The organism is Streptomyces sp. NPDC029466 (genome assembly GCF_055574515.1).
The window spans coordinates 1-22,186 of the sequence record NZ_JBVHZH010000076.1; the positions used below are offsets into that span (position 1 = coordinate 1).

General features: G+C 67.7%; 19 protein-coding genes and 3 pseudogenes. 10 read left to right on the top strand and 12 right to left on the bottom strand.

What is annotated here, in order from left to right:
* Positions 1-428: 428 nt before the first annotated feature.
* The 3 genes from ACZ4XD_RS35510 (at position 429) to ACZ4XD_RS35520 (ending at position 3,048) form a co-directional block, all read left to right on the top strand.
* Entirely contained in the window at positions 429-980 is a 552-nt protein-coding gene (locus ACZ4XD_RS35510) for a P-loop NTPase family protein (RefSeq protein WP_468049385.1), read from the top strand.
* 746 nt (positions 981-1,726) lie between these two features.
* Positions 1,727-2,104: a hypothetical protein gene (locus tag ACZ4XD_RS35515; protein WP_468049420.1), complete on the top strand. Its 378-nt coding sequence runs from the start codon at positions 1,727-1,729 to the stop codon at positions 2,102-2,104.
* A gap of 395 nt (positions 2,105-2,499) precedes the next feature.
* A complete protein-coding gene (locus tag ACZ4XD_RS35520) occupies positions 2,500-3,048 on the top strand; it encodes a hypothetical protein (protein ID WP_468049387.1) in 549 nt (182 codons plus the stop codon).
* A 146-nt stretch (positions 3,049-3,194) separates the two neighbouring features.
* Here ACZ4XD_RS35520 and ACZ4XD_RS35525 read toward each other — a convergent pair whose 3' ends face one another.
* From ACZ4XD_RS35525 to ACZ4XD_RS35535, 3 genes are all read right to left on the bottom strand, one after another.
* Positions 3,195-3,719 carry a hypothetical protein gene (locus tag ACZ4XD_RS35525; protein ID WP_468049389.1) on the bottom strand — a complete coding sequence of 175 codons (525 nt, stop codon included), beginning with the start codon at positions 3,717-3,719 and terminating at the stop codon, positions 3,195-3,197.
* A gap of 259 nt (positions 3,720-3,978) precedes the next feature.
* Positions 3,979-4,452: a hypothetical protein gene (locus ACZ4XD_RS35530; protein ID WP_468049391.1), complete on the bottom strand. Its 474-nt coding sequence runs from the start codon at positions 4,450-4,452 to the stop codon at positions 3,979-3,981.
* Between the two features lie 53 nt (positions 4,453-4,505).
* Entirely contained in the window at positions 4,506-6,140 is a 1,635-nt protein-coding gene (locus tag ACZ4XD_RS35535) for an ISL3 family transposase (protein WP_468049393.1), read from the bottom strand.
* Positions 6,141-6,325: 185 nt separating this feature from the next.
* Between ACZ4XD_RS35535 and ACZ4XD_RS35540 the strand changes: the two genes are divergently transcribed.
* Entirely contained in the window at positions 6,326-6,577 is a 252-nt protein-coding gene (locus ACZ4XD_RS35540) for a hypothetical protein (RefSeq protein WP_468049395.1), read from the top strand.
* A gap of 68 nt (positions 6,578-6,645) precedes the next feature.
* On the opposite strand, the pseudogene istB reads toward ACZ4XD_RS35540, so the two are convergent.
* Positions 6,646-7,269, bottom strand: a pseudogene (gene istB / locus ACZ4XD_RS35545) (IS21-like element helper ATPase IstB); the annotation flags it as partial.
* A 760-nt stretch (positions 7,270-8,029) separates the two neighbouring features.
* On the opposite strand from istB, the pseudogene ACZ4XD_RS35550 reads away from it, so the two are divergent.
* From ACZ4XD_RS35550 to ACZ4XD_RS35560, 3 genes and pseudogenes are all read left to right on the top strand, one after another.
* Positions 8,030-9,632 (top strand): annotated as a pseudogene (locus ACZ4XD_RS35550) (transposase).
* Positions 9,629-10,375 carry an AAA family ATPase gene (locus ACZ4XD_RS35555; protein ID WP_468049397.1) on the top strand — a complete coding sequence of 249 codons (747 nt, stop codon included), beginning with the start codon at positions 9,629-9,631 and terminating at the stop codon, positions 10,373-10,375. The pseudogene ACZ4XD_RS35550 and the gene ACZ4XD_RS35555 overlap by 4 nt, the downstream one beginning before the upstream one ends.
* A gap of 13 nt (positions 10,376-10,388) precedes the next feature.
* Positions 10,389-11,489 (top strand): hypothetical protein, encoded by a 1,101-nt coding sequence (locus tag ACZ4XD_RS35560; RefSeq protein WP_468049401.1) that lies wholly within the window; start codon positions 10,389-10,391, stop codon positions 11,487-11,489.
* A gap of 32 nt (positions 11,490-11,521) precedes the next feature.
* Here the strand turns inward: ACZ4XD_RS35560 and ACZ4XD_RS35565 are convergent, their stop codons facing one another.
* Together ACZ4XD_RS35565 and tpg are read right to left on the bottom strand one after the other, a co-directional pair.
* Positions 11,522-11,719 carry a hypothetical protein gene (locus tag ACZ4XD_RS35565; RefSeq protein WP_468049403.1) on the bottom strand — a complete coding sequence of 66 codons (198 nt, stop codon included), beginning with the start codon at positions 11,717-11,719 and terminating at the stop codon, positions 11,522-11,524.
* The gene (gene tpg, locus ACZ4XD_RS35570) at positions 11,689-12,288 is read right to left on the bottom strand and encodes a telomere-protecting terminal protein Tpg (protein WP_468049405.1); all 600 of its coding nucleotides are present in this window, start codon (positions 12,286-12,288) and stop codon (positions 11,689-11,691) included. The genes ACZ4XD_RS35565 and tpg overlap by 31 nt, the downstream gene beginning before the upstream one ends.
* Before the next feature lie 244 nt (positions 12,289-12,532).
* Here tpg and ACZ4XD_RS35575 point away from each other — a divergent pair, with 244 nt between their 5' ends.
* Entirely contained in the window at positions 12,533-13,714 is a 1,182-nt protein-coding gene (locus tag ACZ4XD_RS35575) for a hypothetical protein (protein WP_468049406.1), read from the top strand.
* A gap of 99 nt (positions 13,715-13,813) precedes the next feature.
* Here ACZ4XD_RS35575 and ACZ4XD_RS35580 read toward each other — a convergent pair whose 3' ends face one another.
* Positions 13,814-14,017: a hypothetical protein gene (locus ACZ4XD_RS35580; RefSeq protein WP_468049408.1), complete on the bottom strand. Its 204-nt coding sequence runs from the start codon at positions 14,015-14,017 to the stop codon at positions 13,814-13,816.
* A 266-nt stretch (positions 14,018-14,283) separates the two neighbouring features.
* Here ACZ4XD_RS35580 and ACZ4XD_RS35585 point away from each other — a divergent pair, with 266 nt between their 5' ends.
* On the top strand, positions 14,284-15,039 hold the full coding sequence (locus ACZ4XD_RS35585) for a hypothetical protein (RefSeq protein ID WP_468049410.1): 756 nt from the start codon (positions 14,284-14,286) through the stop codon (positions 15,037-15,039).
* Between the two features lie 536 nt (positions 15,040-15,575).
* A pseudogene (locus ACZ4XD_RS35590) lies at positions 15,576-15,695 on the top strand (excisionase family DNA-binding protein); the annotation flags it as partial.
* A gap of 565 nt (positions 15,696-16,260) precedes the next feature.
* On the opposite strand, the gene ACZ4XD_RS35595 reads toward ACZ4XD_RS35590, so the two are convergent.
* From ACZ4XD_RS35595 to ACZ4XD_RS35615, 5 genes are all read right to left on the bottom strand, one after another.
* Positions 16,261-16,881: a hypothetical protein gene (locus tag ACZ4XD_RS35595; protein WP_468049412.1), complete on the bottom strand. Its 621-nt coding sequence runs from the start codon at positions 16,879-16,881 to the stop codon at positions 16,261-16,263.
* Positions 16,878-17,426: a sigma-70 family RNA polymerase sigma factor gene (locus ACZ4XD_RS35600; RefSeq protein WP_468049413.1), complete on the bottom strand. Its 549-nt coding sequence runs from the start codon at positions 17,424-17,426 to the stop codon at positions 16,878-16,880. Before ACZ4XD_RS35600 ends, ACZ4XD_RS35595 begins: the two co-directional genes overlap by 4 nt.
* 390 nt (positions 17,427-17,816) lie before the next feature.
* Positions 17,817-17,966: a hypothetical protein gene (locus tag ACZ4XD_RS35605; protein WP_363246362.1), complete on the bottom strand. Its 150-nt coding sequence runs from the start codon at positions 17,964-17,966 to the stop codon at positions 17,817-17,819.
* Between the two features lie 418 nt (positions 17,967-18,384).
* A complete protein-coding gene (locus ACZ4XD_RS35610; protein ID WP_468049416.1) occupies positions 18,385-21,042 on the bottom strand; it encodes a helicase associated domain-containing protein in 2,658 nt (885 codons plus the stop codon).
* Between the two features lie 37 nt (positions 21,043-21,079).
* On the bottom strand, positions 21,080-21,709 hold the full coding sequence (locus tag ACZ4XD_RS35615; protein WP_468049418.1) for a hypothetical protein: 630 nt from the start codon (positions 21,707-21,709) through the stop codon (positions 21,080-21,082).
* Positions 21,710-22,186: the final 477 nt, after the last annotated feature.

Sequence of the window (22,186 nt, forward strand, 5' to 3'; positions counted from 1 at the left end):
TTGGACGTTGGTTTGGAGCGGGGGAGTGTGGTGCGCAAGCGTCGCTCGGTCGGCGCGCGCACGGACCGCGGGACCTGGGTGCGGTTGGAGCGCCGGCCTTTGGCGCTGGTCGATTCCGAAGCCGAACTCATCGCGCAGGCGGAAGCCCAGAGCAGGAAGAAGTCCTGAGCTCAGAGTGCGGGGCTCGATTCCCGTCAGCCACTCCATAATGGAGGCCCGGGTCGGAGACCTGGGCCTTGTTTGTTGCCCGTGCTCGGACCAGGCGTCCCGCACCGGATCCGCACCGATGACGAAGCTCGTGGAAGCGCAAGCCGTCCGGCACACCGACGAGCGCACGGATCTTGCGCCCTTTTCCCCAAAAGGCGGAGCGCCGGAACACCACAAGCCGCTTCCCACACCCGACTTGGTGCCGCCAGCCCGCCGCTATTGTGTCGGGTGTGGTGGGAACTGAAGACACACGCCTCATCGTGATCCGCGGCAACAGCGCCTCGGGGAAGTCGTCCGTCGCGGCCGGCCTGCGCGAGAAGTTCGGCCGCAACCTCGCGATCGTCGGCCAGGACAACCTGCGTCGGATCGTGCTGCGCGAACGCGACCGGCCCGGCGGCGCCAACATCGGCCTGATCGATCTCACTGCCCGCTACGCCCTGGACAACGGCTTCCACGTCGTCGCGGAGGGCATCCTGTACGCCGACCGCTACGGCACGATGCTCCAGGACCTGGTGCGCGCCCACCGTGGCGTCTCGCGCTGCTACTACCTCCACGTGCCCTACCCGGAGACGGTGCTCCGGCACGCGACGAAACCCGATGCCGAGTACCTGAAGCACGTCACCGCCGACCACCTGCGCGACTGGTACCGGGAGAAGGACCTGCTGCCCGACACCCTGGAGACCGTTATCGACGCCGCCAGCCCCCTGGATGACACCATCCAGCAGATCCTGCGCGACAGCGGCCTGGACAGGGTTCTCCCGATCGACCGCTGACGCGAGATGTCAGCGCTCAGCTGGACGAGAGCCCCGCCCCCGGCTGCCGGCGCCGTGGGTCCTTGGTGCGCAGCCGCACCGTGGCGAACGTGGACTCGATGGGGCTCGTGGTCAGCAAATGGATCCAGTGCTCGGCGGGGAGTCGTAGAACGCCAGGAGACCCGCGTCATCGACGATCTTCTCGTACTGTCTGGCGAACGTCTTGACGCCCTCGGGCGGCTGTCGAGGCAGTTGGCCGCTTCGTGAACTCAGCACCTTGGTGGTGGGTTTCGGGGAAGACCTCGCTGAGTGCATAAGCCGAGGGCGCCGTCGTCGATGCGAGGACGGGAACGCGCGTGCCGCGCCGCTGGCAGTCTCGCAGCAGGTCGCCCAGGACTCCGATGACTCGCGGTAGCCGTCGACCGACTGCGACCACGCCGGCTCACCCCCGCTTGCGTGGAGACGGTGGCCCGCACCGCACCGCTCCGCGAGCTGCGGCACACCTCCGCCCGTGCGGGAGCAGACTTCTTAGCCTGCATCGTTACACGCGGATAGCACCGTTCTGAACCACTTTCACCAACTCCGGTATGTGGTGCAGATGGGCCGTGTCTCCAGCGCGGGGGCCGATCCGTCCGTGAAGTTCCCTCGACTCCTGATCTACTGAGCCGGGGAAGCAAAGCGTCGGCCAGCCAACGAGCCTCCTATCTCCGTACCGTATGCCGATGACCGCCCTCCCTGCTGCCGTGCCCAACGTGGCCGTCCGCGTCATGCTGAACATCGGAGGCTGCGGCTCCTACGCCAACATTGTTGCCGACTTCGAACCACCAGGCCGTGCCGGAAACTTTGAACTGCTTAACGCCGTACCGAAGTCACGCCTGCCTCCAGAGTTCCTTCCCGCTTTGCGAGCCGGCCTGCTGGAAGGGCTCAATGGAGTATCAGCCGCCGTGCTACTGACGAACGGTGCCTACCACGAGATGGACTCCTCCGACTATGGATACCGGATAGCGGGGCAAGAGGCCGGCCGGGCAGCCCTCATCGGCACAGGACTACTACCACCATGCGAGGCCGAAACGCTGCGCTGGGCACACTGGCCGACAAAACCACGAGCGCGGCGACGCCGCCCCTACCAGCCACCACGGCACTGACAACCATTCTCGCCCCACCCCACGGACACCTGGAAGTCCGCCCGCGGCCCCGGGCATACTCCTGGTCACCGCCATTGGGCCATCCCCGCTCGTGCCAGGAGCAGCTGGCGCCCAGTCCCCGACGAAGTCCCCTCCGAACAGGGCGTCCCCGCAGGCACGGAGGCCGTTGAGGCTCCGACCCTTGGTCGTCTAGCACATGCGCTCTCCCGCGGGGATGGCCCCTGGGGCATGGCGTGCAGCCGGATCCCGAACTCCTGCTCCCCGCGTCCGCGGGGGTGCGCTCGTCTCACCGCTCCAGAGCCCAGACTTACGGGCATCTCTGGCTGCCAGAATTTCACTGGGTGGTCTCGTCATCGGCCGATATCGTGCGATGCAGAGCCAAGGGGGATGAGCTGATGCGCCCAGTGCTGTTGGTGGACGTGGACGGACCGCTGAATCCGTATGCTGCGAAGCCGCACCGTCGGCCTGAGGGCTATCAGACGCACCGCCTGCTGACGCCTCGATGGGAGGCCGCCGAGCGGCGGCGGCTGACTGAATGGGGGCTGCCGAACAAGTCCGTGAGGCCGCTGAGGGTATGGCTTAACCCGAACCACGGCCCGGCCCTGGATGCCCTTCCCTTCGACCTGGTGTGGGCCACGACGTGGGAGGAAGAAGCCAACGCTTTCATCGCGCCAGTCCTAGGATTGCCGCAGCTGCCCTTCATTGGCTGGCCCTCACCGCGAGCCCAGCCCGGCGGCGGTGTGTTCTGGAAGACGCCTGAGATCGTCACGTGGGCTTCGGGGCGCCCGTTCGCCTGGATCGACGACGAGATCACAGAGGCAGATCGCGCCTGGGTGAAGGAACACCACAACGGCATCGCCCTTCTGCACCGGATCGACCCCCGACGCGGCCTTGCCACCGACGACTTCGCCGCACTGACAACATGGGCGACCAGCCTGGACTGACCTCCCGCCGGTCAACAACAGCCCGCGACGCCGCTCCACAGGAACATTGCGGGACAGCCCTCAGCATGTGTTTTGACCTCTGCCTCGGTCAGCCTTTGGCTGGTCGAGGCAGATAAGAGAGACCGCACGGAACTGAGTGCCAACTCTCAATCTTCATGCGACACACCGAGGTCGTGACGCATAGCGGTTCTCATGGTTCGAATCATGTCCCAGACCTCGTACTGGGCCTGAGCCGCGGTCTCCATCGTTTCGCCTGGTCCGGGGGCACCGCGTTCGAGGCGCTTGACCTGACCGTAGACCTTGTTCAGGGCTTGGTTGACGACACTCGCTCGCATGAGTACTTCTTCGGGGGCGATCATCTGCGCTTCGGAGTATCGATCACGGTGCGCGTTCTTCGCGTCGTCGAGTGCGTCGCTGTCGGTGTCCTCCGCGCCGCGTTCCCTCATGACGTGCAGGTGGCGGTTGAGTGCGGTGGTGAACTGCCGGGCATCTCGGTTGAGTTCCACATAGCAGGTGCGTCGGAGTGAACGGTTCTCCCGGATCTCTTCATGGTCACGAACGAGCTCTATTTCCCGGCGCTTGGCTCGTTCGGAGCCGCGCTGGGTGAGTAGCGATCCTCCCAGGGTTCCTACGACGCCTGCCACCGCGATGATCACTGAGCTGAGATCCACCGACGCACTCCGTGAACTTCTTCCGCCTCGTGCCCGCTGCACATGGCCCAGGCCGTCAAGTTTGCCGCTCCTCGGTACGCCGGGGCCGGTGCGGACGATGGTCGACCTTGCGCCTGCGCCGGAACACCGCTGCAGGCCGGCTTGGCTTCGTTCATCTCCAGGAGGATCAGGCACAAATTCCGTGAGGACGATCAATGGGATTCGGTGTCGGTGACATAGCGTCATCTGGGGTCGATCGTGGTCGCCGTTCAGGACGCGGCTATCGGACCGGCCCTTGCTCGTCGACGAACATGGTGGGCGTAGACAGGAACACATCGTCATTCACCGGGCCGTAGGCGATGTTGAACGTGTCCAGCCAGTACGACCAGTCCTGCATGCCTGCCATGCTGCTGAAGCGATAGTTGAGCTGCCAGCGCACCCACTGACCGGGGGCAAGTCGCACGGCCGGGGGCCGTCGCGGCCGGGGCGGCAGGGCAAACAAGGGCTCCACTCGGGGCAAGACCCGCAGCCGTCCGTCGGCTTCACGAAGCTGGACATCGACTTTGCCACGGTCTTCCTGGGTGTCATACGGCTCGAAGTCGTCTCGCTCGTGCATACGAATTACGTGTGCGGAGGCGGCCTCGACATGCGGGAGAGCGAAGCCGATTGGGGCCGCGTTCCTGCGCGAAGCAGCCTCCCCTCCCCGGGACTGCTTCGTCCAGGACGTCCGTATCCACTGGACGGTGATCTCCATGGCGAACCCCCGCCGAGTCGTCGAGGAACTCACTCTATGTCCGTGCTCAAGAATCACCGGGCCCCTCCGACGGTTACTGGCTGTGCCGACGGGCGGGCAGCGGTAAGTAAGACGCGCTTGCGGAGGAGCGGGAGTTTGGCTCGGCCGAACATCTGGCGCTTGATCATCTTGATGTGGTTGACCCGGCCCTCCACCGGACCCGAGTTCCAGCAAGTGGTCAGGCCCTGGACGACCGCATCCCAGTCCTTCTCCAGCCCGGTGGTGAAGGTGTGGAGTCCGGACAGGTCATCGGCGCGGGTGGCTGTGATCCAATCTTTGAGGTGCTGGCCGGAGCGTGTTGTGAGGATCTCAGCGAATGCGCGGACGTGCCCATGGAGGGCGGTCAGTTCGGGGCACTGGGCGAGGACGGAGGTGAACTGGCGGCGTTCGTCGTCGCTCAGGCGTTCAGGGTGCCGCGTCATCCAGCCGGTAACCCGCCGAACGCCCGGTGGTGCGGGGGCAACAACACGGATGCGACGTCGGCGCCTGGGGCGTAGGTAGTCGCTGATCGTTTGGTAGCTGCCGCGGTAGCCGAGTTCCTGGAGCTCGGCGTGCAGATGAATCGCGTTGGTGTGTCCTTGGGCCCAGCGTTTGTCCAGGTGGGGTTTGTAGGGGTCGAGCCGGCTGGGCCGGGGCTGGCGTCGGCCGGTGAGCAATTCTTCGGGGGTTGCGGCGCGGGCGGTGCGGCGGACGGTGTTGCCACCCATGTGCAGTTCCCGGGCGATCTCGCGAATGCCATGTCCCTGGGCCAGGAGTGCGTGGACGGTCGCGTGGCGTTCGCGGATACGGGCCTCGATCGGCGATGTTTCCTTCTCGGTGTCCGCAGGGTCGGCAACGGCTTCGTTCGTGAGGCCATCAGCCCTCATAGCAGCCGTTTTCAGGCAGTTAGTGTGGCGACGAACGCTGCGTTCGACGGCGGTGCCGAGGTTCTGCCAGAGGTGGAAGCGGTCCGCGACCTGGACCGCGTTCGGGGCGCCGGTGCGGGCGCCGTCGGCGTAAGAACCGCCCCGGTCACGGCAGATGATCTCGGAGCCGGGATGTTCACGAAGCCAGCCGGCCAAGGTCGCTGCGTCGCGGGCGGGCAGTAGGTCGAGGGGCTGGCCGGTCTCGCAGTCAATGAGCACGGTGCCGTAGTGCTGTCCGCGTCGGGTGGCGAAGTCGTCGACACCCAGTACCTTCGGAACGGTCCAGCGGGGATCGGGCAGGGCCATAACCGTCCGTAAGAGTGTTGTCCGGCTCACCCGTGTGTTCAGGGCAGAGGCCAGACGGCTCCCAGCCCGGCCACCGAGTGCGACGGCGACAGCCTCCAGAACCCGCCGGGCGGCAGGCGTGCGGCGACCATAGCGAACGGTCAGGCCCTTGACCTGCTCGGCGAACGTACGCCGCGGACAACGACCGTTTTCGCAGTACAGACGTCGCACCGTCAGCTCGATCAGCACTGGCCGATCCCCGACAGGCGCATCGGCAAGGCATCTTCCGTACGTGCTGTGCACCCGGTCGGAAACCTCCGCACACCCCGGGCAGGCCACCTCGGTCTCCCGGGTTCTCGCCACCACGTGAACCGCTCCGCGCTTGGAGAACACTCGCTCCACCAGCAACTCGCTGATGTGCGGAAACAGGTCACCGACGAGCTCATCACACCGGACCACGATCCCAGATGACGCTATGTCACCGAGATCGAATCCCGTTGATCGTCCTCACGGAATTTGTGCCTGATCCGAGAGATGACGGCACGTGTCCGGCCCCGATGAAGGCTGGTCGATCTCGCGGAGCTGGCGATCGGTAGGTTGTGTCGTCGAACGTTGAGTCGCCTGTTCGAAGGGGCGGGGCCGGGGTGGAAGAGCCAGAGATCACGATCAGGCTCACCCGCGACGAAGCGACGATCCTGTCGGACTGGTTGGAGCGGTTGCAGATGACCGATCTCAGCAACACGGTCGACGATCCGGCGGCATGGGCACCAATCCATCGGATCGCTGGCCAGTTGGACAAGATGCTGCCCGCGCTGTTCTTTCCCGACTATGACGTGCGGCTGGAGGAGGCCCGGCGCCGTCTGCGTCCGCTCGATGACGACAGCCCTGAGGACTGAGCCGATCGAATCTCGCGGCAGGCCGTCGAGTCAGGCAGCGGCAGATGTCAGCCGACCTTGGCGGGCTCCTAAGCTCGGGCTCGGGTGCTGGCGAGGCGGTAGGAGTCGGTGCCGGTCTCGATGATGGTGCCGTTGAAGGTGAGGCGGTCGACGATGGCCGCGCAGAGGCGGGGGTCGGTGAAGGTCTTGGTCCAGCCGCCGAAGGACTCGTTGGAAGCGATGGCGACGCTGTTCTTCTCCTCGCCTTCGGTCAGGACCTGGAAGAGGAGCTCGGCTCCGTGGCGGTCGAGTTCCATGTAGCCGAGCTCGTCGATGCAGAGGAGATCGACACGGCCATAGCGGGCGATGGTCTTGTTCAGCTGCTTCTCGTCCGCGGCCTCGACCAGCTCGTTGACCAGCTTCGTGGCGAGCGTGTAGCGGACGCGGTAGTCCTTCATCGCGGCCTCGGTTCCCAGCGCGATGAGCATGTGGGACTTGCCGGTGCCGGAGTCGCCGATGAGGCAGAGCGGCTGGCTCTCCTTGATCCATTCGCAGCTGGCGAGGGTGTGGATGGTGGCCGGGCCGATGTTCGGGTTGGCGTCGAAGTCGAAGGACCGCAGGGACTTCTCCCGCCGGAAGCCAGCTGCCTTGATCCGCCGCTCGGAGCGGCGCCGCGCGCGGTCGTCGCACTTGGCCATCAGCAGTTCAGCAAGGGTGCGGGGTGGAGGAGGCGGGTGCGTGGGGTGAGGTGACGGCGGGGTTGAGGGTGTCCAGGCCGGTGCTGGTGGCGCGGCTGTTGGAGCTCGATGCGGCCGGGGCGATGACCACGGCGCATGTGCGTGCGGGCGCGCAGGTCGGCGGGGTGAGTGTGGGGCCGGTGTGGCGCTGGCTGGAGGCGGCGCGGGCGGAGGGCCGTGTGGAACCAAGGCCGCGGCCACGGCTGGAGTTGTCCGAGCAGGCGTGGGAAGTGCTGGCGCAGGCGGGCGGGAACGTGTCGGTGCTGCACCGGCATTTGAAGGACGCCGGGGAGAGGTGCCCTCGCTGGCGTCGTTGCACCGGGTGGTGCGCCGGGACCTTCAGGCAGGCAGGGCCCTGCCCGACCGCGTGGTGGTGCGGCGGGAACGCGAGGAGCAGCAAACGCGGCAGGCGCTGGCTGACCTCGCCCTGGCCGGGACGCGTGAGGACGGCGTGGCGAAGGAGGCTGCGCGCCGGCTGCCACACCCCGCGCTGGCGGCGTCCGCGGTACTGCCGTCGGGGGAGGGCGGTGCGGTGACGGGTGTGACGTTGCCGGCGGGAGCGCAGCTGGTGCGGACGTCGTCGGTGCGGGCGGTGTCCGAGGTGGTCGGGCAGGCGATGGCGGCGGAGGGCGCGGGGTGTGTGTTCGGCGACACGGGCCGGGGCAAGATCGTCGCCGTGCGGATGGCGCTGGGCGAAGTGCCCCCGGGGTGGAAGGTGACGTGGGTGTCGGTGCCGGTGCGCCGTCTGCTGGCCCTGCGGCGGGAGGGAATGCTGACCACTGGGCAGGTGAGGTCGGCGGCGGACGTGCTGGGGGTGTCGGAGCGTGCGGTGTGGCGGTGGCTGGCGGCCGCCGAGCGGGACGAGGCCGCGGCCCGGGCACCGGGGGAGCGGGCCGCGTATCCCGGGCGGTTCACGGTTACTGATGAGGTCCGGGCTCTGCTGGTGCTGTGGAGGGGGAACGTGCGGGTGGTGCATCGCGAGCTGACCGCTCGCGCGGCCAGGGGCGAGGGCAGATGCCTCCGTCGATCCCGACGCTGCACCGGGCGATCCGCCGTGATCTCACGCCGGGGGAGCGGGCCGGGCTCGCGGGTGGGGAGCGGGCGGCGCGTAAGCATGATGTGTTCCTGGCCCGGCCGCGGGGCTGGCGTAACCAGGTGTGGGAGACCGACCGCATGCAGGCGTCGGTGTTGGTCGATGTCGACGGAAAGGCCCGCAGGCCGTGGATCACCTGGTTCACCGACTGTGCCACCAACGCGATCACCGGTGTGGCGGTCACGCCGGTGCATCCGTCGCGGGAGTCGGTGCTGGCTGCGCTGCGCTCCGCGGTCCTGCGCGAGGACCCCTACGGCCCGTTCGGCGGCCTGCCGGAGAAGGTGCGGGTGGACCGTGGCAAGGACTTTCTGTCCCGGACGGTGACTGCCGCGTTCGATCTCCTGGACATCACCGTGGAGGATCTGCCCGCCTACACCCCGCACCTCAAGGGCACTGTGGAGGGCCTGAATCGGGCGGCGGAGAGCATGTTCCTGGCCGCGCTGCCCGGCTACGCCCGCCAGCCGCGGCCCGGCAAACGCCCCTCCCGGCCGAAAGACGAGGTGCTGCTCAGCTTCGAGGACTTCACGCCCGGCTGCTGGACTGGACACGGTGGTGGAACACCGAGCACCGTCCCGTACCGCTGCGGGGCCGGACCCCGCTTCAGGCGTGGCAGGACGATCCCACTCCGCTGCGGGACGTGCCGGCCGCGGATCTGTGGACGTTCACCCTGGAGGACGCTGGCACCCGCACGCTGACCACCCGCGGCATTCGCTTCAGGAAACGTGACTACCTGGGGCCGTGGATGACCGGCCAGGCCGGGATCCAGGTCCGCATCCGCTTCATGCCGCACCACGACCACCGCATCGAGGTCTACCATGCGGCCACCGGCCGCTACCTCGGACCCGCGGACCTGGCCGACCAGGCCACTGAGGAACAGGTCAGCGCCGTACGGCGGGCACGGGCGACCCGCAGCCGCCGTCTGAAGAAGGACCTCGAAGCGTCCCAGCGGGAGCGCTACGCCGCCGCCACGCAGGCCGAGCCCGCTCGACGGCTTGGCGCGCTGACCGGTGTGCAGGCCGACGCCGAACTCGCCCGGAGTGCCGGCACAGGGCTGTCGCAGCTCGCGCTGCCGGATGTCATCCCGCCCGCCGCACCCCCGGCCGACTGGCGTACCCCAGCTTCCCTGGCCGCGCTGACTACGCAGGGCCGGCCCGCCCCGCTCTCGTCCGGCCGTGACTCTGCCCCCGCAGCCTCGGACAGACGGGCCGCACGTCCCACCACCGACGAAGACGGAGACCCCTCGTGACCGCGGCCACCTACCAGTACGTCGACCTGCCGGATGCCTCCGTGGTCACCACGCGCGCCCTGCTCACCGCCCGGGACAACATCACCGACACCGTCGCCGCCCGCGCGATGATGTGCATCCACGGCGGCGCCGGCTTCGGCAAGACCCTCGCCGTCAACACCTGCCTGCGCGAACTCGAACCCGGCGAGGACGTCCGCAAGATCACCTTCCGGGCCCGGCCCACCGCCCGAGCGGTGCGCTACGAGCTGTTCACCGCACTCGACCTGGCCGGCGAACCACCGCGCCACCCCAGCGAATTCGACCGCCTGCTGAAGACCGCCCTGGCCGAACGCCCCCGCACCTTCCTCGTCGACGAGGCCCAGTGGCTCAACGGCGAGGCGTTCGAATACTTCCGCTACCTGTGGGACGAGCCCTCCACCCAGCTCGCGATCATCTTCGTCGGCGGCGAGGGCTGCCACACCGTGCTGCGCCGCGAACCGATGCTCTCCTCCCGCATCTTCATCTGGCAGCACTTCACCCGCCTCACCCCCCCCAGCGAGGTCCTCGACGTCATCCCCTTGTTCCACCCGATCTGCGCCGACGCCGACCCCGATGACATCACCTTCGCCGACAGCCACGCCGCGCACGGCAACTTCCGCGCCTGGGCCCAGCTGACCGCCCACACCCGCACCGCCCCGGCCCGCACCGGCCGCCCCCGCGTCGACCAGGAACTGCTGCGCTGGGCCTTCAGTCGCCTCGCCTGACCACCACACCACTATGCCGCTCAACGTGCCACCGCCGCCCGTCGCCGTGGTCATCGACCCCGGCGACGACGCGATCCACACCCACACCGCCCTAGCCGCCCATCACCTGCCGTCCGGCCGGATCACCCTGCACGCCGGCCCGGGCACCACCAGCGAGACCGGCCTCGCCCACGACCTACTCGCCGCCCTGGGCAAACCGCCCCTACTCCCGGGCCGCTTCCCTGGCGGCCGCCAGCCCGCCTGGGAAGCCGCCACCGCCTGGATGACCGCCCTGCCCATCACCCGGCTGACCGTCCTGCGCGCCCACCGCCTCACCGCCCGCCGCACGATGCACCTCCTGCAGCTACAAGCCCGCACCGGTATCCACCTGACCCTGGTCTGCCACCGCCCTCACCTTCCCGCCGCTCTGCACCAGGCCCTGCGGACGGCTGACTACTCCCTCACCGCCGACATCGAGGCTGCCCGCCGCCGCTACTACGGCACCCCTATCGCCGAACCCCCGCCCCCAGACGAGCCCGCCGCGCCGGCCAGCCGGTGGCTCACCCTGCCGGCACTGGACCGCCTGACAGCCCCCGCCCCTGCGCCGCCCCGTGCACGCCACCGCCGATCGCCTGGCGGCACCGCCCACCACCCGTGCCTCTCACCGTGCACACCGCCCAGCGAGTCGCCCAACGGCTGCACACGGCGACCGCACACCCTCGCCTGGCCGCGGCCCTCGCCGCCGCGCTGTTCACCGGCGCCTCCCTCCAGCAACTCGCCACCGCAAGCCCCGCGACTACGAGGACGCCGCGGCCACGCTCGCCCTGCACGACCGCGCCCGCTACACCGACGGCTGCGCCGCCTACCCGTACCGCCCTGGGCGGGCATCTTCCTGCGGGCCGCGGCCTGCTTCACCCGGCTCCTCTCCAGCGAGGACCAGGCACTGCTCGCCGCGCCAGGTGACCGCCGGCACCTGCTACACATGGCAGAGACGGCCAGACTTCGCCCGCCACAGCCGCCCACAGCCCGCCGCAAAGGCCCGGTCGGCCGTGTGGAGTGGGACTGGCGCGAGCGGCAGGAAGCCGAGAGGTACGAAGCGATACCGGCCAGGCGCGCCAGGCCGTCGCAACGCTGACCACCCTGCAGTGCTCGCTCGATGGGCCAGGCTCAGCCGATCGAGAAGTCGGCGAACTCGACGTCGCTGAAAGCCACGTGCAGACCATGGGCGCGGCGGCCCCACTCGCGAAAGTAGGCGTGTCCCAGCGTACGGGCGAGTATCACCGTCTGCTGCTGTTCGCCCGCGCCGGCATCCCGGGCGGCGAACAGCTCCCGGGCTACCTCTCCCGGCAGGTCCTGGTGATCCACCGCACCCGCGGATCGTCCGAGGACCCCGCAGGAGCCGCGAACCCGAATCGCGCACGGGTATGGAAGACGAAGCCATCCGCCTCTGCCTGGGCACGCCGACGGGCCCGTACCCGGGGCTGCCACCGAGCCAGAACCGCTTCCTCGATCGCCCGGACCTGCAGCGGACCCGGCGGACGACGTGCCTCGGCTCTCTTTGACACCCACCGCTGCACAGTGCGCTGCGAGACCCCCAGCATCGTGGCCACCTTCCGGGTGGAACCCCGGTTCCTCGCCAGCAGAAAACGTAGGCGGGCCTCAGTGCTTGAGGGAATGGGCCGGGTGCGCAACGCGCGCTCCAGTCCCTGCTCGATCTGTCCCACGTCCGCCTCCCCAAGCGACCAGCCCGCACAGCCGGCGCCCCCACAGTCCGTAGCGTCAGTTCTCGCACATCGCCCGCCCCTGCCTGCCAGTTGTTCTGCATTCTCGGGACAGCGCCGGATGACGCAGGCTATGAGCCCCTTGGGGGCACCGGCGACAAGCTGGCGGCGCGCGTCAGGACGGACGTCGCCGGCACCCCGGTGCTGTCTCACGGCCTGGATGGGTGCGGGATCCGGACAGTCCAGGCCTCCATCCGGCGGAACTTTTCGGCCTCATACCTTGGTGGGACTCGGTACCGAAGGATGGTGTGGTCTTGGCCGGCACGACGTCCCTCTCCGGCTCCGCCTGGCCAACTTCCGCCAGCCGTGCGACGCGTTGCACGTCCGCCGCGATGCGCCGTCGTCGATTCCTCACGTTCCTGGGGCTGTTGGCGGTGGGATGCGTGAGACTGCCAAGGTGCTGAACGGTCTCCTCTTCGCGGTCACTCCGTGGCTGGTCTTGGTCGCAATGGCTCTGTTCCTCATTCCTGGGCCAGTTCAGCGCTGGGGATTGGCGTCTTTGGAGCGCTTCGAACGATGGCGTGCCGACTCGGGGGTGCGTCGAGCTGCTCCGCTCCTGACGCAGATGCTGCTGGTGCCGCCGCGCATACAAGATCGTGTCGGCGGCCATGGGCTGGCCCCTGGGTATGTCGTGCGGTGGTGGCGTGCCCGGCCTCTGGCCGGGCCGTTCAAGGTCATCCGGTTTGTGGTGCTGCTGTACATTGTGGCGCATATCGACGACATGGCCGACTGGGAGAATCTGCGGCTAAGCGCTGAGCCGGGTTCGCATCCTGGTGTGGTGCAGGGGCTGCTCAGCAGTTTCGTGGCCATGCCGATGTCGGTTCTTACTGGGGGTTCCTCCGCGGTCGGCCGAGTGTCGGCAGTTTTGTTTTGGGCCTTGGTTCTGACCGCTGAAGTGCGGCTCATCAAGCGCATGAACCTGACCAGCTCGGGCAGAGGTGCAACGCTTTCCGCCTACGATATGGAGGGTCTCACCGGGTACGCAGACGGGGACAGTGCTCGCATGGAGGACCGACGCTGCTGGCCGGTCGTGGCCCTGCTGACGGTCGCTGCCCAGTGCGCCGCGGTTCTGCGGCGCTGGGAGGAAACCCAGCCGGACTGCCAGATCCCGCGCGTCTCCGTGCAGCCGGTCGAGCGCGTCATCTGGAGGGCCCACCGCACCCGCCGCGCCAGAGCCAGACGACACAACGAACGGCAGTTCAAAGCCCATGCAGCCCTGGTGGTGGGCGCGCTGCGACAAGCAGAAGCACGACAGGACTCCAAGCCGGGCCCTGCTCTGGAGGACCTCACCGTGATGCTCCTGACCATCGCCGAACGCTACGCCGAGGGCCGTATTGACGACCTTCTCGACGCAGACCACCTTGCAGGCGTGACTCCGGCCGCACCGAGAGAGCGTCTGCGGGGGATTGTGGTGGGGCTCACGGTCGTCCTGGTGATGGCGGGTGCAGCGTTCCTCGGCCTGCCCGACGCAGCTCTCATCCCTCTGCTGCCGGTCGTGGTCATCTTCGTCGCGACCGTAGTCAACCGCGGGCGGATGCCAACCGCGGGGCAGCTCACCGATCTGATCATCCCCCGATGAGGCGGAAGACCTCGATGAGCAGCGCCCTGTCCTGAAGCCCGGCGGGGAGCTGATCCACGGTGCCTCCTTCAGAAGATCCATGAAGACCGTGGCCGGACCTCAGCCGATGAGTGTGCGGAGCACGGGGACGCTGACGCCGGCTGTGGTCAGACCAGCCAGGACAGCAGCGGCCACGGCACCGCCGCTGAGGAAGGTGAGCCCTCCGACGACCAGGCCGATGACGACCGCGATCAGAAGGACGACGGCCGTGTGGATCGTCAGGAACGGGGTCGGCCCTTGCGGCGTCGGCACGGGCGAACTCACTTTTTCTCCCCATAGGTTGATGATGTGACGTCCGCTCGTAAGTGCCCGTCCGAGCCCCGCCCTACGGCCTGATTTCCCGGCTCCGAGGGCCGCAAAAGAATCTTGGAAAAGTCCGTGGGGTGGCCGTGGGGGGGCGCACTTACAAGGGGTCGTCTCGGCGCCGGCCGCGGCGGCCCGGGAGCTTGCGAGTGGGCTGGCGCGGTTGGTGGCGAGCCGTCCCCTTGCACAGCTAAAGGGGGCGGAGACGACAACCGGAAGGGGAGGGCATGCAGGGCGACGGCGCGGGTGAGGAGGCCGCGGCCGCGCGCGCCCGCAACCTACAACCTAACGACGGCCCGCACGACGCGCAGCGGCTGCTCGGTGCCCCGGTCACCCCGCACGACGTGCGTGCCATGAACGGCCGCCAGGCCAAAACCGCCCGGCGGCTGCAAGAGAACATCGACCGCCGGCTGGCCGACGGACGCCTGGTGGCCCTGCTCGAACAGGACGGCTTCACCGGCCCGCGCTACGACCTGTTCGTGGAAGAACTCGTCCGCTACGGGATCTCTGTCCTGCGCGGCTGGATGCATTCCGGCTACATCTTCGACCTGGTCGCCCAGAGCGGCTTCAATCTCAACCCCCACGAACTCGACTTGGAGGACCTTGCCACCGACAGCGACCTGCGCGAGGAACTGGCCACCATGACCATCGCCCGAGCCCTGCCGCGTTTCCGCCAGCAGGCCCTGGTCGACAAGGGATGGACCCCCGAAGGCGGAGCAAGCATCACCACCTACTTCATGGGGGCGTGCGCCTACGACTTCCCCAACGAGTTCCGCCGCCATAGGGCCAGCGAGGCCCGCCAGCACCGCGCCCTACGCCGGGAGAAGGAGCTCTACAGCCCACCCGTCAGCACACTCGGCGTCGCCCAGGAGGTCCTGGGCAACCTGAGCGTCCTGGACGAACTGGGGGAGATCACCGACCCACGCGTCCAAGCCATCGTCGCGCTGACCCTGGACGGCTACTCACAAGACGAGATCCGCTAGCTGGTCGACGCCACGACTGTCCGAGCCGTCGAAGGATCGCTCTATCGCTGGAGAACCAAAGCCAAGCAGAAGAGGAAGGGGGACCGTGATGACTAGCCGAGACGACGAGTTCAACGCACTGCTCAACGCGTCATCGCTAGGCACTGACGCGGCACGACGCCTCCGGGAGCGGACCCCGCGGAGCACCGCCCAAGCCATCCGCGCCATCACCCAATCTGCGCAACACCATCGTCCACAAAACCAACCCAGTATCGGAGCCGGACGTCACTGGGGTCCTCACCGCGCTCGACTCCTTGACCAGCGACGACACCGGTCTGCGCAGGCTGCGTGACGCCATGGCCCGCCTTCATGCCCATGAAGGGACTGAAGCGATCGACGACCTGCCCGAGGCTATGGAAGCCCTCAGCCTCTTGCCCTTGGACGGACTCGACGCCGCTACGTCGCAGAAACTACGAGCGGCTCTCACGGTCGTCGCCACGCGCCTGGCGGCACAGGCCGCGCCTGTCCTCCTCACCGTGGCTGAGACCGCTTCGATCATGCGGGTGTCGAAAATGACGATCTACCGCCTGGTGCAGGGCGGACACCTGCCGTCCATCCGCTCCGGCCCCTCCGGCCGGTCCATTCGCATTCCCGAAGCCGCTGTACACGAGTACCTGCCCCGTCATTCATTGGAGCGCCGGTCAACCCGCCGCAGTAATCATGATGGGTCGCGGAAAACCAATCACGCTGGCGGAGCCGCCACAACAGGTTTCCTTGCCCGCAGCCGTTCAAGAGCTCGCTGTCCTGACCCTCTTTATAGGCCCAGGCCCGTACTGAAGTGGCTACCGTGCCGCATACGTGGCCGAGCTGGGACAGCCGGTCCTGCTGCTCGGTGGACAACCGCGCCAGGTACTCGCGTCGCGTTGCCATGCGAGCCATGGTCCGAGGTCGTCGCCGCCGAAGAGGACGCCGGGTGCGATGTCGGGCAGATGGCCGTCGGCGTCGACGAGGTCGGCGAACCTCGCCCTCGCCCCCACACGGCGTCCTGCCCCGGGGCGAGGTGCCCTGTGGCCCGCCGGTAGGACCGTGCCGACGATCGCCTTGTCTGTTTCGCGGGCCTTGCTGAGTTGCTGCCGGAACGGCCGCGGCGGCTACCTCTGCCAAGAGGTAGCCGCCGCATCGCTGAAGTTCTCACCCACTCCCCCTCATGGAGAGAGTTCAGGGATCACCAATGAGGTTCGCTCAAATATGCCTTCCACCGTCCGCGACTTGGTTTGGGTTGGAAAGGAACTGCTCGATCTCCCCGAATAGATCGTTCAGTTCAGCTTCCGTGATTTGCTCACGACTGCAGAAACGCCTCAAGAGTCGTACCTGAGGGACAGTGAAGTGTTCGCGAAACAGTCTTCTAGATGTAGCCGCATCGTCTGGAACATCGCTCACCCCCAACTCCTCTTCTAGGATCTCTACATAGTCTTTCGCGTCCTCGTCGCCGCTGGCAGCAGCCCTTCGCCACCAACCGTAAGCAGCCTTAAGGTCACCGAAAGCCTCGGCGATTTCGGCGACTCTTCTTTCTTCGGCGGGCTCTAGTTGGTTTTTCGTTTCTTTGTTGAGCAGCCTGAAAAGCTCGCACAGTCGATCCCGCTGACGCTGGTCGCGCAGCAGGTCGCGCACCCGAAGCGGGTTTTCCACCGTCACGAGGCAGGCCCCGGCCGGGGGCCGGCCCGAAGGCCGGCCCTCCTGGTTGAGGGTGAGGTAAGAGACCTCACCCAACCGGTTTTCCTCGCGCAATGCCTGGTCAAGGAGCTCCAGCAGGACCAGGCGGCCGAACGCTTCGCGCTCCTCATCGAACATCCAACTGCTCATGCTGACACCTCCTCGGATGACGCAACCATTGCCTTCTCCAACCGTCGACGGGCCGCCCCGAGATACCTCCGAACGGTGTCCACTTCGACGTCCATCTCCTTCGCCACTTCCTCCAACGGAAGTTCCCTCACAATAGCGAGGTCGACAACCTTCCGTTGAGTCTTGGGCAACTCGGTGATGAACTTGTAAATCTCGGCTCGGAGTTCAGCAACGAGAACTGACTCCGGGATTCCGATCGATGAAGTCCCCTCGGGGAGAACCTCCGGAGGAACCGGGATGATGGGGAGTTTCTTGTTATTCCTAAATTCGTCAACGATTACGTGTGACAGAACCTTACGACTGTACTGAACTAGTCGACTGTCACTGATGAGACCCAGGTCCGGAAACCGTTTGAATACTTTCTCCATGGTGATCTGAACCGCATCTTCAGCGAAGTTCCGATCAGGTGATTTCGCCATGGCTGCCGACATGAGAGGACGTCTCAGAGTCGTGAACCTGTTGTTCGGATCACTATCGCAAGCGGGCGAGTACGCTTCTTCGGTCACGGTGACCTCCGACCACACATCGCCCACGGCGGCGTACCGTGGCGGGCGGTGTATACACCGGCCTCCCACGGGATCTCAGGCCAAGCCATCAGGCTGGGCTCCCTTCTGTGAGGTGTCTTCAGCGGTGAAGGCAGCGCCTTCACCCACCTACACGCTGGAAGGGCCTGAATCCGGATGCCCGCGGATGGACTTATTCCAAGCTCCTTGAAACCGCAGGTCAGTCCACCCGTCGGGCAGACGGATCTGTGGGACGGAAGCTGTCACAGCGACGGCTTCCGTCCCACAGATGCCCGCATGAGCGGCCTCCAGCGCGGTCGCCTCCGGCGTCAGGTCCAGAAGGAACTGCACGCCGCACGCCGCCGCGCTGGAGGCCCAGCGCTTGGCGCGGCACTACAACTTCAAGAACGCTAGGAGCGCCACGAAGGCGGCCACGCCGAGGGTGATGGCCGGGATGAGGGCCGGACTGGAAATCGCGAGGTAAGTGGCGAAGGCCGCACCCATCACCGCGATCGCGATGGGCGTGCGCTCATTGCTGGGCACTGGACTGCCTCCAAGGCATCGTGGGCGAACATGCGTCGGAGGGCCCGGAACTGTTTGCCCTCCACCCACATACACGGCGCAGGACCCCGGAACCGGATGCCTGAATGCCAGTCAGATCTCCAACATGACTAGTTACTTCGCCAGCATCAGACGCCCCATTTCGGCGCCGACGGCGCCTGCACGTCGGCTGTCTGCTCAGCCTCGCCCCGGAGACCGAGAGTGCTCTGTGGTGGTGACGGTTCGCCACCGCCTGCACCACCTGCTGCGCGGCGCCGACCACCAGGCCCTACGAGACGGTGTACGCGGAGAGTGTGTTCCAGCGCTGACGGAGGCATTAAGCAGCAGCCCCAGGGCTTGCCCACTCAGGCGCGGCCGAGAGCATGACGCTCCGCTCCCGGCCCTGCGCCCGCCGATAGCGTCATGCCCACTCCATGCCCAGCTGCCGCAGTGCGTCGAGTTGTTCCTGGGTGAGTTTGTCTCGCCTGGATTTGGTGTTGGAGATCCATATGCCCAGCTTCACGACCACGGGCTCCGCTTCCCTGTCAACGGCGATCTCCTCAGCGTGGCTGCGCGGTACAGGTCGCTGTCCTTCCCTCTCGACCCATTGCGTGAGGGCCGCCAAGCCGCGCTGGAAGGCATGCTGTGCTTTGCCCGCGTCCTTTGCCGCGGGCGTGGTCGTCGGGGTGGGAGACGGGGCCTCGGGGGCCTGTACGCCCAGTGCGGTCAGCCGCTCCTGCTGCTCGGGCAGGAGCTGGGCCCAGGTGCCGGGCTCTTGTTGCCGCCACCGCCATGTGCCGATGTCATCGCCCTCGAAGACGACGCCCGGCGCGATGTAGGGCAGGACACCGTCGGCGTCGACGAGGTCGGCGAGCACCCGGTAGTGACGCTGCCAGTTCAACGACCACGGGCAGTTCCAGTCCGGGTCGATCGCCGCCAACTGCTGCGCGCGCTCCTCCGCCCGCTCCGCGTTCTTCCCGAGGCCGCCCTTCCGGCGGAGGTTGGCCATGTGCTGCCCGACAGGCACCATCGCCTCGCCTTCGCCCCAGACCGCGTCCTGCCGCGGGGCGAGGTGCCCGGTCGCCCGGCGGTATGACCGGAGCGCGGCGAGCTTGGCCTCCCACGCCTCCTCACCCGGCTCCCACACCATCCCGGCCTCGTCGAGCAGCTCCTTACGGTGGGGATCGAGTTCACCGGCCCGCAGTGCCCGCCGCTGCTGGTGCACCCACCGCCCCAGCGGAAAAGCGTCGGTGGACCCGGCTGTGGTCTCGACGTCGTAGGCCACGGCGTGCAGACCGGTGATCTCGTGCTCGGCTCGCCAGCGGCGCAGGGCCTGGTAGCCCTCCAGCCAGACCAGGGACTCGGGCCGGATGACGCGGCACCGGGTGAGCGCGGCGATGTCGGCGGCGTCGCGGGGCTGGGCGAAGTTGACCACCACCGCATCGACACGATCCACCTCCCGCTGCCCCTCGCTCTCGGCCTCCTCCGCCTCCTCGCCCCCTGTCCCCGCGCCGCCGGTAGTGGGCCGGTCATGGAGACGCCGGCGCTCGGTGCCGCGGGTCAGGGCGCGGGAGGCGAGCTGGTCGACCATGCGCTCCGAGTGCGAGCGCAGGCCCTGGAGGATGTCGACCAGGGGCTGGTAGCTGGCGGAGGCGACCATGTCCTTGGGGTCTTCGCCGGGCTGAAGGAAGATCGGGATGATGATCCGGGCTGTCTTGACGGTGCCGTCCGGATTCGGGCGTAGCGCCCGGCCGATGTTCTGGACGATGTCGACCTGGGAGGTGCGGGAGCCGACGATGCACACGGCCTCGACGCCGCGCAGGCCGGTGATGTCGACGCCGACGCCCAGGGCCCGCACGGAGGCGAGGAATGCCCGGTGCACCCGCCTGCCCGCCGCGTTGATGCCGTTGGCGAACCGGCCGATGACCTCGCGTCGGTGGGCGATGGGGTGGTCGCCGCACAGCCAGTCGGCCCAGACCCGGTCCGGTGGGACGTGGCGGCCATCTTCCAGCTCGTACAGTTCGGCGTCGATGGAGGAGGCCGGCAACTCCTCCGCACGGGCAAGAGCAACCTCGGACGCCTCGGTGGCAAACAGCTCAGCAGCGGTACGCGGCATCTGCTCGGCGAACGCCTGGGCTTCTTCCACCCGCTGGTGGAAAGTCATGACGGTATGCAGGTTCCTCGCTGCGGCGTGCTCCAGCAGCGCGGCCTGGAGCAGGGCCTGGCGCCGGCCGCGCAGCGCGTCCTCTGACAGTCCCAGGACCGGGTCGGGGTCGCGGATCTCCAGCACGTCGATCTCGAACCCTGCCAAAATCGAACGTTCCACCGCTTCCGCCAGCCCGAGGTCGAAAATCCTGGGGCCGTAGGTACGGGAGTCGGCCTCCATCGAGGCGATCACCGGCTCCTGGCCGTCCCGGCCGCGCTGGGGCCGCGGCGCGGCCAGAATCCGCGGAGTCGCGGTGAGGTAGAAGCGGAAGTCGACGGGGATCCGACTGTTGTCGTGGATCGCCGCCCAGGGCCGGCCGATGTCGCCGGCCGTCATGTGCCCTTCGTCCAGGACGGCGAGGTCGAACCCTGCCATCGACTGGCCGTACAGCCCCTCTCCGCCCGCCAGGGCCCTCTCCAGCGGCCCGCGAACTTTCCGCTGCCCTGCCGGGTCGGTGGGGTCGTCACGGTCCACCAGGGAGGCGTACGTGGCGAACACGACCACCGGCCCCTTACCGGCCCACAGCGCGAGCTGGATCGGGTTCGTGGTGGTGCGCACCCCGAGCTCGTTCAGCACCGGGTCGTTGTCCACCGAGCACACCGCGACCATGGGGGAGCGGTGCCCGACCCGGCGCCAGGCCTGCGCGCTCTGCACGATCAGGTCCAGCGTGGGCACCATCACCAGAATCCGACCCTCGGGGAAATAGTCCAGCGCGCTCGCAGCGGCCGTGATCGTCTTCCCCGACCCGGTCGCGGACACCCCCGTGGCACGCGCCCCCTCCGGAGGCACAAAAGATCTTGCAGGAAATCCCACCCACTTCCGGAAACTCGACTTCTGGTCTACCTGGTGTTCCTTGAGCGGAATCGCTGACATTTCCTTGCCTCCCCGATACCTAAAGCCCCGTGGGTTTTCAGACGGCCGCGTGCGGAGAACAAGCCGCACCGGCGTCACTCCAGATCGCCCCGTCCGCGAGATGCCAGCCGCCGGGTCTCCCGGACGACCTGCCGCGCTTCCACCCCGGCAGGTCGTCCGGGTCGTAGTGCCCGGCCTCGCGCATGCAGGGGATGACGTCACCGCTGGACATCTCCACTGTCCGTGCCGTGCACAGATCGCCGGCCTCACCCAGCGCCTCCAGGACCCGGCGCCGCTCGGTGGTGTTCGAGTGCGTGCCCGGCAGCACGGTCTCCCGGACGAACGACTCCAGCCGTACCAGGTCGACGCGTTCGCGCTGCCGCACGTCCGCGAGATGTACGGCCAGCTCAGCAGCCCCGGCCGATCGGCCACTATGCCGCGACCAGTCCCGGTCCGCGATGCCCACCAGGGCCTCGCTCACGGCCATCACACCCTCATCCCAGCCGTCCGCGAACACCGGGCCCGAAGAGGCCGGCGCCATGCCGTCCAGCTCGACCACCTCGCACTGCGCCCCGGCCACCAGCGCGGCCACCAGGTCATCCGCCTCCGCCGCAGGCACGCCCTGCGCCTCCAGGAGCGCGAACAGCCTCAACCGCGCATTGGCGCCCGCCGTCTGATACTGAGTCACCCTGCGCACAGAATCGCCGCTCAGCACCGACGCTTTTCCAGTAGATTCACTGTGACCGTTCATCTTCGGTCATTCCTCTCGAAAAACGAGGGAGGGCTCAAGCCGCTGAAGGGTGTGCCTTGTTTTCACCAAGCCTACATGCTGCATCTCGATGATGCAGACATACACTGGAACTCGACACGATCGAGCGACCCCCACCCCCATAACCGGCCGGCCCGCGCCAGCGGGCCCTGAAGGCCCTGGAGGCGAAGCCGGAAGGGCCGTTGGGTGGGGGAGTTGCAGCGCCCCGCTCACCAAGGCCAACCCGGAGTCGTTCAGGGAGCGAAGCGGACGGAACGTCAACCCGGCCGCGAAGCGGCCGGGTTGCGCTGGATGCGAAGCATCCAGCGAACGCTCCCGCGGAGCGGGAGCAACACCCGCGCGAAGCGCGGGTGTTCGCTTGCATAGCGCGCAGCGCTATGGCACCCGCTCCGCGGG

Coding starts and splice junctions, on each gene's coding strand:
- ACZ4XD_RS35515 (WP_468049420.1), top strand. CDS start 1,727: ATGCTGAACATCGGAGGCTGCGGCTCCTACGCCAACATTGTTGCCGAC.
- ACZ4XD_RS35520 (WP_468049387.1), top strand. CDS start 2,500: ATGCGCCCAGTGCTGTTGGTGGACGTGGACGGACCGCTGAATCCGTAT.
- ACZ4XD_RS35530 (WP_468049391.1), bottom strand. CDS start 4,452: ATGGAGATCACCGTCCAGTGGATACGGACGTCCTGGACGAAGCAGTCC.
- ACZ4XD_RS35560 (WP_468049401.1), top strand. CDS start 10,389: ATGCCGCTCAACGTGCCACCGCCGCCCGTCGCCGTGGTCATCGACCCC.
- ACZ4XD_RS35585 (WP_468049410.1), top strand. CDS start 14,284: ATGCAGGGCGACGGCGCGGGTGAGGAGGCCGCGGCCGCGCGCGCCCGC.
- ACZ4XD_RS35595 (WP_468049412.1), bottom strand. CDS start 16,881: ATGAGCAGTTGGATGTTCGATGAGGAGCGCGAAGCGTTCGGCCGCCTG.
- ACZ4XD_RS35610 (WP_468049416.1), bottom strand. CDS start 21,042: ATGTCAGCGATTCCGCTCAAGGAACACCAGGTAGACCAGAAGTCGAGT.